The 11,944-nt window shown below is 70.9% G+C and carries 10 protein-coding genes and 1 pseudogene; 9 read left to right on the forward strand and 2 right to left on the reverse strand.

The features are described 5' to 3' along the window. Positions 1-196: 196 nt before the first annotated feature. Positions 197-1,519, reverse strand: a pseudogene (locus tag OHT01_RS10375) (ATP-binding protein); the annotation flags it as partial. 206 nt (positions 1,520-1,725) lie between these two features. Here OHT01_RS10375 and OHT01_RS10380 point away from each other — a divergent pair. Further along, on the forward strand, positions 1,726-2,697 hold the full coding sequence (locus OHT01_RS10380; RefSeq protein ID WP_328552852.1) for a helix-turn-helix domain-containing protein: 972 nt from the start codon (positions 1,726-1,728) through the stop codon (positions 2,695-2,697). A gap of 24 nt (positions 2,698-2,721) precedes the next feature. On the opposite strand, the gene OHT01_RS10385 is transcribed toward OHT01_RS10380, so the two are convergent. Further along, on the reverse strand, positions 2,722-4,122 hold the full coding sequence (locus OHT01_RS10385; protein WP_328552853.1) for a YhgE/Pip domain-containing protein: 1,401 nt from the start codon (positions 4,120-4,122) through the stop codon (positions 2,722-2,724). A 470-nt stretch (positions 4,123-4,592) separates the two neighbouring features. Between OHT01_RS10385 and OHT01_RS10390 the strand changes: the two genes are divergently transcribed. The 8 genes from OHT01_RS10390 (at position 4,593) to OHT01_RS10425 (ending at position 11,925) form a co-directional block, all read left to right on the forward strand. Further along, entirely contained in the window at positions 4,593-4,925 is a 333-nt protein-coding gene (locus tag OHT01_RS10390; protein ID WP_328552854.1) for a hypothetical protein, read from the forward strand. 23 nt (positions 4,926-4,948) lie between these two features. Continuing rightward, positions 4,949-5,260 (forward strand): pore-forming ESAT-6 family protein, encoded by a 312-nt coding sequence (locus OHT01_RS10395; RefSeq protein WP_328552855.1) that lies wholly within the window; start codon positions 4,949-4,951, stop codon positions 5,258-5,260. A gap of 70 nt (positions 5,261-5,330) precedes the next feature. Next, positions 5,331-5,720, forward strand: a complete 390-nt coding sequence (locus OHT01_RS10400) for a DUF6507 family protein (protein WP_328552856.1) — start codon at positions 5,331-5,333, stop codon at positions 5,718-5,720. Further along, positions 5,717-8,179, forward strand: coding sequence for a hypothetical protein (locus OHT01_RS10405; RefSeq protein ID WP_328552857.1), 2,463 nt, complete (start codon positions 5,717-5,719; stop codon positions 8,177-8,179). Before OHT01_RS10400 ends, OHT01_RS10405 begins: the two co-directional genes overlap by 4 nt. Before the next feature lie 11 nt (positions 8,180-8,190). Next, entirely contained in the window at positions 8,191-9,054 is an 864-nt protein-coding gene (locus OHT01_RS10410) for an immunity 49 family protein (RefSeq protein WP_328552858.1), read from the forward strand. 1 nt (position 9,055) lies between these two features. Continuing rightward, entirely contained in the window at positions 9,056-9,349 is a 294-nt protein-coding gene (locus tag OHT01_RS10415) for a hypothetical protein (protein ID WP_328552859.1), read from the forward strand. A gap of 64 nt (positions 9,350-9,413) precedes the next feature. After that, positions 9,414-10,745 carry a type VII secretion integral membrane protein EccD gene (eccD, locus tag OHT01_RS10420; protein WP_328552860.1) on the forward strand — a complete coding sequence of 444 codons (1,332 nt, stop codon included), beginning with the start codon at positions 9,414-9,416 and terminating at the stop codon, positions 10,743-10,745. 13 nt (positions 10,746-10,758) lie between these two features. After that, positions 10,759-11,925, forward strand: coding sequence for a hypothetical protein (locus OHT01_RS10425; protein ID WP_443043379.1), 1,167 nt, complete (start codon positions 10,759-10,761; stop codon positions 11,923-11,925). Positions 11,926-11,944 lie beyond the last annotated feature (19 nt).

Below are 11,944 nucleotides of genomic sequence, written 5' to 3' on the forward strand. Positions count from 1 at the left end.
CACCCGTCGTCGGCACGGAGGCGCCCGTCGTCGGCACCGGGGCCGGTGTCGACGGCACCGGGGCGCGCGTCGGCGTCGCCAGGGCGTCCGCCCGCTTCTCGGGGGCACCCGCGGACGTCGGCGAGGCACCGGTCGGCGCGAGGGCTTCCGGGCTTCCCGGGGCGTCGGGCGGTCGCGGGGCCACCGGGGTTCCGGTGGTGTCCCGTTCCGCGCGGCCGAAACGGGTGCCGCGGGCGAACGCGCCCATGCGGCGGGCGTTCTCCTCGGCCGACCGCGCGCTGACGTCCTCGGCGGGCACGGCGGCGGGCTGTCCTGCGGGGGCCGCCTGCCGGGGATCGCGGCGCCGGCGCTTCGGCAGGCCGCCGGCCGTCGTCGCCTCGACGGGCTCGGCCGCCCGACGCGTGGGCCGCGGCGCCACGAACCCCGGGCCCGGCGGACCCGCCTCACCCACCGGCCACCCCGCGGTCCGCGAGGACCCGGCCCGCGACGGCACCTCCGGCGCCGGGGCCAGATGAGTGAGCAGCGCCGCCGGAAGGAACACCACGGCGCGGACACCGCCGTACGGGGAACGCGTGTCCACGGAGACCCCGAACCCGTACCGCGCGGCGAGTACGCCGATGGCGGCGAAGCCGAACTGCGGCGGATCGCCGAGCCGGGTCACGTCCACCGGGTCGCGGCCGGTCAGCAGCGCGGCGGCCCGCCCGGTCGCCTGGTCGTCCATACCGACACCGGCGTCGTCGATGACCACGCAGGCGCCGTTGTGCGCCGACTGGACGGTGACCTCGACGGTGGTGTCGGGCTGCGAGTGGCGTGCCGCGTTGTCCAGCAGTTCGGCGACGGCGAGGACCACCGGCTCGACGGCGCGGCTCTCGACGGCGATGTCGACCTCTCCGTAGACGCGGACGCGCCGGTAGTCGCGGACGCGCGAGGTCGCGCCACGCACCACCTCGGTCAGCGCGGAGGTGCTGCGTCGGCGTCCGGGCCAGGCCCCGCACAGGACGGCGATCGCCTGCGCGCGACGGCCGAACTGCGCGTTGGTGTGGTCGATTTCGAGAAGGTCGCGCAGGACGTCGGGGTGGTCGTGCCGGTCCTGCATCTCCGCGATGGACACCTGCTGCTCGTTGGCGAGGGCCTGGATCGAACGCATCGACGCCTTCAGCGAGGCCTTCGCGGACTGGTCGGCACGTGCCTGCGCGTGCCGCGCCGCTTCCGAGACGCGTTCGAGGACGGTGTCGAGGTGTTTCGCGAATTCCGTGTCGGCCAGTCGGCCGTCCGGCGCGCCGGCGACCGGGACTCCCGTGGGAACGTGCTGGTGCGGGGCGTCCTCCAGGGCGGGCAGACGGACCTCGGCCAGGCGTCGCACCTCCTCGTCGCGTGCTCGCAGGTCCTCCGCGAGCACGGCGGCCCGTCGGCGTGCCCGTTTGCTGATCCCGCGCTGGCGCAGCAGCAGCACGGTGACGGCGAGCAGGCCGGCGGCCAGGCACCAGGACGCGGCCTCCGCCGGAATCCGTTCGGTCATGGGCCTCAAGTCCTCGTATACGGAAACGCGTTGCTGGGGCGGATGCAAGAAGAGTGAGGGGTGGGGCGCGGGTTGGCGCGGCGCATGACGGTAGCCGCGCAGGGGCTTCGGCGCTTGCCCCGGCGCGCAAGGAAGTTGCCGCCATGCGCACCGAGTGTGTGCACTAGGCTGACGCCGCGTAACTACCCTCACCCACGCGGGAGTTGATGGTGTCGTCGGCCACGGGAGGCTACCTGGTGGAGACCCGGTCGACGGGTGCGGTGGAACCGAGGGAACGGGCCGACTTCTGGAGCGAGCACGTCGGGTCGTACCAGTCCCGGATGGGTTACCGGTACGGCCGTACCGACGACTTCCGCGGTGAGACGGTCCGTCAGCGCACCGGGGTGTACCAGCTCGTCAGGTTCCGCTCGGACGAGATCGAGTACACCAGGACGGCGCGGCAGGTCCGTGAGGACCCGGACGGGGACTACCGGCTACTGCTGCCGCTGACCGGGCGGATCGTGCTGCGCCAGGACGGCCAGGAGGCACGGCTGACCCCGGGGACGGGCACGCTCGTCTCCTTCGGGTCGCCTTTCCAGTGCCTCCAGGACACCTCCACCCAGGCGTTCGTCCTCACGATCCCGGCCCGCGAGCTGGACGGCCCGCTGAACCGCAAGTCGCCGCTGGCCAGCGGCCTCGACCTGAACAGGGGGCTCGGCCGCGTCGTCCGCTCGATGCTCGACGGCCTGTACGCCGAGCGCGACGGTCTCACCGACTCCCAGTTCGACGCCGTGTCCGACCGGGTGGTGGAGCTGCTGTGCATGCTCGCCACCGGCGACGACCGCCCCGACGGCTCCCGCCATCTGACGGAGGTGGAGACGGTGGTCCGCCGCCACGTGCGCGAGAACGCGGCCGACCCCGGCCTCACCGGTACGTCCATGGCCCACGCCCTCGGCTGGTCGCTGCGCCAGGTCCAACTGGCCCTGCAGCACGCGGGGACCACGCCCCGCGACCTGATCCGCGAGGAGCGCCTGCGGCTGGTCCGCGACCGCCTCCGGCGCGGAGACGGCGAACACCTGACGATCACCGATCTGGCCTATGCCTCGGGGTTCTCGTCGGCGAGCGCCCTGAGCACCGCGTTCCGCCGACGCTTCGGGGTGAGCCCACGGGAGATGCGCGACGGCGTCCGCGGTACGTGACCGCGCCCCGCCTCCGCGTGGCGGTCAGGCGGATCCGGCGGGGTGGGCGAAGGGCTGGGGGGTCATACGGTGCAGGCCCTTGCGGTCGTAGTAGCGGGTCATCGCGAAGCCGAAGACGAGGGCGAGCACCGCGCCGATGCCGATCATGAGCCAGGCACGGGCGAGGCCGGCGTCGGCCCGCGCGTCGAAGAAGAGAATGGCGCGCACCCCGTCGCTGAGCTGGCGCATGGGCTCGAAGACGGACAGGAAGCGGTAGAACCCGGGGACCGCCTGGAGCGGCACGGTGGCGCCCGAGGACGGCAGACCCAGCACGATGAACACGAACATCGACACGAGCTGGCCGATCCCTCCGAACGCCGCGTTGATCGCCTGGACGCCCAGTCCGACGGCGACGCTCGCGCAGTAGGAGTAGATCCACAGCAACGGCAGGTGGGTGGCGTCCATGCCGAGGATCGCGACGGTGGCCAGCATGACCAGGGAGACCGTGAGCACGGTGATCCCGGCGGTCATGACCATCTTCAGGAGCAGGGTCTGGGTGCGGCTGATCGGTACGGTCGGACGACGGGTGTGCCAGGGGCCGATCTCGTTGTCGGCGTAGCCGAGGGCCGTGTCGACGCCCGTACTGATGAGGTTGCCGCCCAGGAACCCGGCCAGTACGAGGAGCAGGGTGTAGTAGAACGCGCTGAGCCCGAGACCGCTGTGTCCGCCGATGGGGTGTCCGACCCGGGTCACGACCTGGACGGGGTCGGCGAGGAGCAGCCGCGTGGTGGAATCGGCCTTCGCCGTCACGGGCGACGCCGTCAGTTCCTTGCCGATGGTCGTGGAGGCCTGCTGGGCGGCAGCCGTGGTGATCCGGCTCGCGAGGGACGAACCGAGGCTGCCCATACCGGGGTTGGTCAGCACCGTCATGGTGGGCCGGACCCTGGCGTTCGCCGTGGTCAGCGCGGTCAGGGAGTCGGTGAAGTTCCTGGGCACGACCAGGGCGCCGTAGATCTTGCCGGAGGAGAGTTGGTCCTGGGCCTGCGCGCGGGTGAGTCTGCGCCAGCCGACCGTGCCGGAGGTGTCGCTCGCGACGACGGCCGCGGTGACCTGGGTTCCCACGTTCTGCCGCTGCCCCGGAGGCGGTTTGCCGGTGTCCTCGTTGACCAGGCCGATCGGCAGATCGTGCAGATGCCGGTTCGGGTTGACGATGCCGCCCATGTAGAGCAACGACAGCAGCAGCGCGAGCAGTCCCGTCAGCACGGTGGGCAGCAGCCACAGTTTCGGACGGCGCAGGAGCGCGGCGGCTCGCGCCTGGACCGGGTCACGGCCGTGGCCACCCCCGCCGTGACCCGAACCGCCCGGAACGCCCGGGTCGCCGGGCCGCCCGGCCTCACCGCCGTCCTCGGCGCCGTCGTCCGCGGGGTGATTGCTGTCGGCGTCCATGGTTCTCCGTAGGTTCCGGGGCGGCACGGGAGCGGCGGTGGGCGCGCGGCCCCCGGCCGGGGAGTCCGGGGCCGCACGTCAGGTCAGGATCAGGGGTGTACGGGTGTCACGGACGGCGACTCGCCGAATCCCGGGCAGCGGCCCACGGCTTCACGGCGGGCGTCGCGTGTCGTCGCCCCACCCGCGCCGGACCCGACCGTCCGGCACCCCGGCTGCGGCCTCAGTCCGTCCGCACACCGTCGGTCAGGCACCCGACAGGTCGATCAGGCGTGCGCTGAGACAACTCACGGGCGGATCAGGCCACTTCACGCGTTACTCGATTGCGTCCGCAACGCATGATTCGAGAGGATGTTCGGCGCACCTTGAGGCCCGCGTGGTGCGCGGGAACCATCCCGCCCACCAGGACGTCATGGATATCGAACAAGTGAACTGTCCTGTTGGGCAACGGCGATCGACACGGGGGCGGGCGAATGAAGTTCGACATGGGGTCGTCGACCCTGGCGGATCTCGGCAAGAGCACGGCCGGTTCGACGGAGGACCTGGGCACGCTGATCCAGGCGCTGGTCCAGGCGGCGGAGCCGTTGGAGGGGAAGTTCAACGGGGCGGGCAAGGCCGCGTTCGATTCGTTCAAGGCACACACGGACGAGATCACGGCCGCGCTGAACGGATCGCTGGGCGCGATCCTGGGAGGCCAGGGCGGTATGGACACGGCGTTCGGCTCCGGCGACGTGGAGCAGGAGGACAACGCCCAGCAGAACATGGGGCAGTCCAACTTCGACGCCGCCCGCTTCGGCGCCCGATGAGCAAACACAGGGGGAATCCGACCATGGGACAGAACCAGGACCGGCGCTCGTACGACACCGGCGCCTCCACCGAGGCGCAGGGGAGCCTGCAAGGCGTCATCGGCCAGTTGGAGCGCGTCCTCGGCGACCGCGACCGCGCGGTGCGGGCCGCCATGGCCGACTTCACCGCCGACGGCGTCGCCGACGAGTACCACGGCAAGGAAATCCGCTGGAACCGCGCCGCCAACGAGGTCCGGGACATCATCCGCCTCGTACGCACCACGCTCGAACAGAACGACGGCACCGCCCAGTCGACCATGGCCAAGGCGCGGGCGGCCGTCGACAACATCGGCTGACCGGCGCAGGCATGGGCACCAGGCCGCCGTGGACCAGCGGCGTTCGACGTACGGGAATTCGGGGGCTTTCGTGACGGCTTGGGACATCTCCCCCTCGGGGGTGAAGGGGGTTCTCACCAACACCGCCACTGCGGCCGAGGGGTTGTCGAACACCGGCAAGGCGCTGGAGAAGACCGTGCCGAGCGCCGCGAGTTCGGCGGGGACCATCGAGCAGGGCGGCGTGGAGAAGAGCGGAACCCAGGGACCGGTGGCGGCGGCGCTCGGTGAGTTCTTCGACGCGTATCAGAAGGACCTGATGTACGTGGCAGAACGCACCTCGAACTCGATCGACGGGGCGGCCACAGCCACCAACTACTACCTCACGGGTGACCTGGAGATGGCCGCGCAAGCCCAGCAGGAAGCACTCAAGGAGCCCCGGATCGACCTGCCCGGGGCGGGCGGGAAGCAGGGGGCGAAGTGAGCGCGGATCTGATAGATCCGTCGGGGATCCCCCAGTTCACCGGCGACGTGGAGCAGTTGGGCCTGGACGCGGTGGTCCTGGGCGCCGAGGCGTCCGTCTTCCGGGTGTCCGGGGCGAACGTGCACTCCACGTTCCAGGGGCTGTCGGCGTTCTACGCGGCGCCCGAGGCGGACCAGTTGTTCGCCACCACCGCTCCCGTGGCCACCAAGTCGGACGCGTTCGCTGACGACTTGGAGAAGGTGGGCGCCGCGCTGAGCGCCTACCAGGACGAGATCCGGCCCCTGGTGACCAAGCTCAAGAGCCTCCAGGAGCGGGCCGGCACGTTCCGGGCGGACATCGCGGGCGACGATCACTGGCGTGAGGACGACGACAACGTCTCCCTCAACAACGATCTGGTGCACGACGTCAACACCGCCACGGCAGCGTTCTGGCAAGCCGAGATCACCTGCCACAACAAGATCACCGCCCTGGTCGGCGGCACCACACTGATCATGGAGGACGGCGCCGCCAAGCGGTGGCTGAACCGGGACCAGTCCCTGTACGGCTTCACGGCGGATGTCCTCGACCAGTCCGAGGACCTGCCCTGGGGCAAGACGGTCGAGAAGGAGCGCCACGGGCTGGACTGGCTCGGCAACCAGGTCTGGGAGTTCGGCAAGGGCTTCGTCGTCGACGGCGTGTGGGGCACCGTCAAGGGGCTGGGCACGCTGGTCGGTTTCGACGGCCTGGACGCCATGGGGCACGCCTGGGACGGGCTGGGCAAGCTGGCCACGGGCATCGTCATCAGCACCACGCCGCTCGCGGCAGCCTACTGGCTGGCCCCCGACGACAAACTCCCCGCCTATCTACGGGACTCCCGCAACGCCGTGAAGGAGACCGGCAAGGCACTCGTCGCCTACGACCAGTGGGGCAAGAACCCGGCCCGCGCGTCCGGCGCCGTCACCTTCAACGTCCTCACCGCTGTCTTCACCGACGGCGCGGGAGCCGCTGCCAAGGGTGGAGCCGTGGCCCGTACCGTCTCCGTCCTCGGCAAGGCCGGCAGACTCGTCGACCCGATCACCTACATCGGCAAGGCCGCCAAGTTCGGCACGGTCAAGGTCGCCGACCTCTTCACCGGCCTCAAGAACGTCCGGGCCGGCGCGTACACCGACATCATCACCGGCGCAGGCAAGGTCCAGCCCGACGGCAGCCTCCTCAGGACCGCCGACAACGTTCCCGTCGTCGTGGGACATCACATCGAATGGCCCGACGGCACCCGGCTCAACCTCGACGACGGTTCCGTCATCAAGGCCGACGGCACCAAGGCCGCGGCCCACGTCGAGCTGTCGGCCGCCGACCGGGCCATGCTCGAGAACAACCTCACCCACCGCGAACCGAGCCTCGTCGGGGCCGGGGACCACGCGACCGCGCATGCCGGCGGGGCCACCCACGTCGGCGAGCACGCGACGGCACCTGAGCACCAGGGACACGCGGCCGGCGGCGGCCACGGATCCGGTGCCGCCGGCGGCGACGGCGGCCACGTTCCCGCACAGCACGGGGGCTCCGGGTCCGGCACGGGCGGAGGGCACGACGGGCAGGCACCGCACGGTCACGAGCCGCCGCCCAGCCCGAAGGAGATCACACAGCGCCAGGTGGAGCGCGCCAACAACGATCCCGGCTGGTTCAAGAAGCACTTCCGCTCCAACGGCTACCGGCACGACGCCAAGGCCGACGGCGGCTACGGGCAGCGGCTGCCGCACCTGGTCCCCGACCCCTACCGCCCAGGCAAGTGGATCTCGGCCAGCGACATGCCACCGGCCGTCGCGGAGAGGTACCTGCATTCCGACCCCGTACTCGGGCACAGGTCGACGGTGGGCGCGGACGCCCTGCGGCACCTGGACGATCAAGCGGCCAGGCGCCACAACGCCATCGTCGTCGACCATGCCGCCGAGGACCGGTTGAAGGCCGCGGAGAAGGCGTACGCGGCCCACCCCACGCAGGACCTGGCCGACGCCATGGCCCACGCGGACGCGACGCATTCGCCTCTGCACGGCGACATGAGTCGTCAGAGCGAGATGTTCGGCGAGAACGTCGCCGAACATCACGCGATACCCGAGCACTACCCCGGTGCCGAGCGCCTTGACGACGGAGCACTCGGAAACAACCGGTTCGACCAGGTCTACAGGACCACGGACGGGCGCTATGTGGTGGTCGAGGCCAAGGGGTCCGAGAGGGCCGGGCTCGGGGTACGCAAGGGCCACAGCGGGCATCTGGTCACGCAGGGGACGAGGGAATACTTCGAGACCATCGTCCAGAAGATGAAAGACAGAGCCCGTCTGAACGGCGACGTGAAAGAGCGGGCGCTGGCCAAACAACTGGAACAGGCTCTCAATACCGACAACGTCGACTATGTCCTGGTCAAGGCACAGTCCAACGGTGCTAAGTACGCTGGGTACCAGATGAAGCAGTTCGACATCTCATGAGGAAGCAGTCAATGCCGACGAAAATCTCCCGCCCTCCGTATCAGGCCGGAGCCGACCCGGTGCAGCAGCAGGAGTGGGCGAACGAGGACACCCTCAGCAGCATCGACGGCCTGGAGAGGTACCCGAGCAGTTTCGGCATGGCCTTCAGCAGCGCCCTGAGCACCGCCCAACTCCACTGCCTCTACGACCCCACCGCGAACAAGAGCGAGACCTGGGAGGCCTGGGTGGCCGCCATGCAGGTCGGCTCCGCCCTCTTCGCCTCGGCCACCGCGCCCGAAGGAACGTCGGTCGAGTGCATGATCGCCCACAAGAAGCGGACGATCCCCGCGTGCGGGGTACAGCACTTCGCGAACGCCGGGACGTGGCTGGAGGCCTTCTGGCTGGCGGTCATCTGCCGCGACCAGGCCCGGATGACACAGCTCTGCAATGTGCCGATCGAGTTGCTGCGCGCCTCGGGCGCCGTGTTCGAGGAGTACATCTACGACTGGGTGGACGCGCTTCAGGCGTACTGGCTGGAGCGTCCCGGCCTCGGCGAGAAGCTCATCGCGGCGTTCGACGGGACCGACCCCGACACCCTCCGGTTCGTCGACCGCGCGATGATGCTCAAGGTCCTCTATCCGCCGCTCAACCTCTTCTTCCGGTTCATCGGCCAGGACCCGGACAAGTTCAACGAAGCACTCGTGCAAGCCGTTGAGCTGCACAAGGAGTACTGGACGGCGCAAGAGGACCGCGAGAGCCTCACCAGTGACGTCGCGCTCGCCCCGCTGGCCATCGCCTGCCTCGCCTTCGACGCCGGGCGTCCCGTCGAGGTGGAGTCCGAGTACCTCCCCGAGAACCTTCTCGACCGTAGCTGGCTCGGCGAGTTCGAGACGTGACATGACGGCTCAGGACTATGACAGCCAACTGCTGGAGTCGGTGTCGGTACGGCGCCGACGACTCAGGGACGCCCTGCTGTTCGGGGCACAGCGGCAGCGGCGGTCGGTTGACGAACGGCTGGGAAAGGTGTTCGCGGGGATCGTGATCGCGGCCGTGTTGTGCGCCGGATGCGTCGGATGGTCGTTCGTGTCGCATCGGGTGATCGGGAAGAGCCCGTACGGGGGTTCCGTGCAGCCCTCGTCAGGCGCCTCGGCGCAGCCTTCTTCCTCCTCCGTTCCCTCTTCTTCTCGGTGATAGGTTCGAACGCGTGATATCTGCGGGGGCCACGAGTCGCACGACGACCGCTGGGCGAACGGCGTTGAGCCGGGTCACGCTGGTCGGGGAGCGACGGCGGGTCGATCTCGTACTGCCGTCCCAGGAGCCGGTCGGGCTGCTGCTGCCGGAAGTCATGCGGTTGTTGGACGACCGGGTGGCGGGCAACCCCGAACTGCGGCATCTCGTGACCGCGGGCGGTGCCGCACTCGCGCACGACAGTACGTTGCAGTCGGCCGGTGTCCCGGACGGCGCCGTGCTGCGGCTCGTACGAGCGGAGGACGCGCCCTCGGCACCCATGGTGCATGACGTCACCGACGAGGTGGCCGAGGATCTGGGTGTACGCGCCTGGCGCTGGCAGCCCGCGTCACGACGCGTCGTGGCGGGGCTCGCGAGCGTCGGATGGGCTGCGGTCGGCGGGCTCTTCGCCCGGACCGCGTACCCGCACACGGTCGTCGGCGGAGCGCTGCTCTGCGTCGCCGTGGTGTCGGCACTCGCCGGCGCCCTTCTCGGGCGTGCCGGGCAGCACGGTCTCGCCACCACCCTGATCGCCGTCAACGGCGTGCTGGGCGTGCTCGGCGCGTGGACGCTGGCCGACGCCCACGGCTGGTCGGGCACCACGCGGCTGACGGGCGCGGCCGTGGCCGTCGTCGTGACGCTCCTCCTGCTCGGCCGGTTCACGCCCTTGGGACGCGGCGGGCTGGTCGGTGCCGCGGCCGTGACCGGATGCACCCTGTGCTGGCAGGCCGCCGTGGCGCTGCAGTCGGGTACGGGAACCGCGGCCGAACAGGCCCGCGCCGGGGCCCTCGTCGGGGTCGTCTCGGTGGTGGTACTGGGCGTGGTGCCGCGCCTGGCGCTGATGGCCTCGGGGCTGTCCGGTCTCGACGACCGGCGGTCGAGCGGCGTCTCGGTGAGCAGGTATCAGGTGTCCGCGGCCCTCGCCGCCACACACCGGGGGCTGGCACTCGCCACGATCACGTTGGCCGTGTCGGCGGCCGTCGCGGGTGTGCTCGCGCTGCGGTCCCCCTCGGTGTGGACAGTGCTGCTCGCCGCCGTCACGACCGTGGTGCTCGCGATGCGGGCACGCGCCTTCCCCCTGGTCGCCGAGGTCGTGGCACTCCTCGCGGCCGGCACCGTGCTCGCCGTGCGGCTGATCTCGGTGTGGCTGGAGCGGTCCACCGCGACGGGGCCACTGGCCGTTCTCGCCGCGCTCACGGTGCTGCCGTTGACGGTGCTCGCGGTGCAGCCGGCCGAGCATGTGCGCGTACGGCTGAGGCGCGCCGGTGACGCGGTCGAGTCCGTCGGAGTGATCGCCCTGTTCCCGCTGCTCCTCGGGGTGTTCGGCGTGTACGGGCGACTGCTCGACACCTTCGTCTGAGGGGCGGGCGTACATGGCGCAGGAAGGAGACTGGCAGCGGGACGTACTGCACGAGTTGGGACAGTCCGATGGTCCAGCCCGCCAGGCGGAGCCACGGCCACGACTCGTACCCCCCGGTCCCGCGACTCCCGCCGGACCGGAGCCCGGCCTCGCCGGCGCGGCATCGGAGCAGCACCCGGATCCGCCGGCACGACCCCCGGGCCCCGCCCCCGATCCGCGGCCCGCGGTGCGCGCTCCACTGGACCCACGCGTCCCCATGCCCACCCCGGAGTCCGTCCCCACGGTCGACCCGCGCCTCGCCCACGCCCTGGGCCGCCCCCAGCACGGCGACTCCATGGCCCGGCGCACAGGCCGCTCGCTGCGCAGACTCACCGCGTCGGCAGCCCAGGAGGTGGCCGAACAGACCTGGATCGCAAGGGAGTTGCAGCAGCCGGTCACCACGGGACGGTTGATCGCGGTGACGTCGATCCGGGGCGGAGTGGGTAAGTCGACCGTCTCCGCCCTGCTGGGCCGGACCTTCGACCACTACCGGCACGATCCGGTACTCACGCTGGAGGCCGATACCGCCCTCGGCACCCTCCCCGTTCGGATGGGCGCCGAGTCGGTGCGCTGGTCCTGCGCCGATCTGGCACGGATCCTCACTCCCTCGATGCAAATCAGCGAGGTCACCGGCTACTTGGTACCGGTGACCGGCGGCGGCTGGCTGCTGCCCGCGAGCCGGGGACGCGTCGGCGCGCCACTGGACGTACGCACCTACCGCACCGTCACGCTGGCGCTGCGGCGCTATTTCGCGGTGACGGTGGTCGACTGCGAGTGCCTGCCCGGCGACGTGGCGCGTACGGCCATGGACACAGCCCACGCCCGGGTGGTCGTGGCTCCGACGACGGCCGAGGGCGTGAACGGCACTCGGCTGGTCCTGGACTGGCTGGCCCAGCTGCCGCACTCGGCCCTGGCCTCGACCGTGGTCGCCCTCACCGCCAACTCACCTGATCTGATCCTCGACTCGGAGGCGGCTGCCGCACATCTGCGGGAGACGGGAGTCACCGTCGTACCGCTCCCGTACGACCGCCATCTGGCCGGAGGCGGCCCCATACGCACCGACATGCTCGGCGATGCCACCCGTCGCGCCACGGTGCGGCTCGCCGCCGAGGCGATGCAGCGTGCGGTGAGGGTGCGATGACCACACACCAGACTTCGGG

This window comes from Streptomyces sp. NBC_00358 (assembly GCF_036099295.1).
Taxonomy (GTDB): Bacteria; Actinomycetota; Actinomycetes; order Streptomycetales; family Streptomycetaceae; genus Streptomyces.

Coding starts and splice junctions, on each gene's coding strand:
- OHT01_RS10395 (WP_328552855.1), top strand. CDS start 4,949: ATGGGACAGAACCAGGACCGGCGCTCGTACGACACCGGCGCCTCCACC.
- OHT01_RS10425 (WP_443043379.1), top strand. CDS start 10,759: ATGGCGCAGGAAGGAGACTGGCAGCGGGACGTACTGCACGAGTTGGGA.
- OHT01_RS10415 (WP_328552859.1), top strand. CDS start 9,056: ATGACGGCTCAGGACTATGACAGCCAACTGCTGGAGTCGGTGTCGGTA.
- OHT01_RS10385 (WP_328552853.1), bottom strand. CDS start 4,122: ATGGACGCCGACAGCAATCACCCCGCGGACGACGGCGCCGAGGACGGC.
- OHT01_RS10410 (WP_328552858.1), top strand. CDS start 8,191: ATGCCGACGAAAATCTCCCGCCCTCCGTATCAGGCCGGAGCCGACCCG.
- OHT01_RS10390 (WP_328552854.1), top strand. CDS start 4,593: ATGAAGTTCGACATGGGGTCGTCGACCCTGGCGGATCTCGGCAAGAGC.
- OHT01_RS10380 (WP_328552852.1), top strand. CDS start 1,726: ATGGTGTCGTCGGCCACGGGAGGCTACCTGGTGGAGACCCGGTCGACG.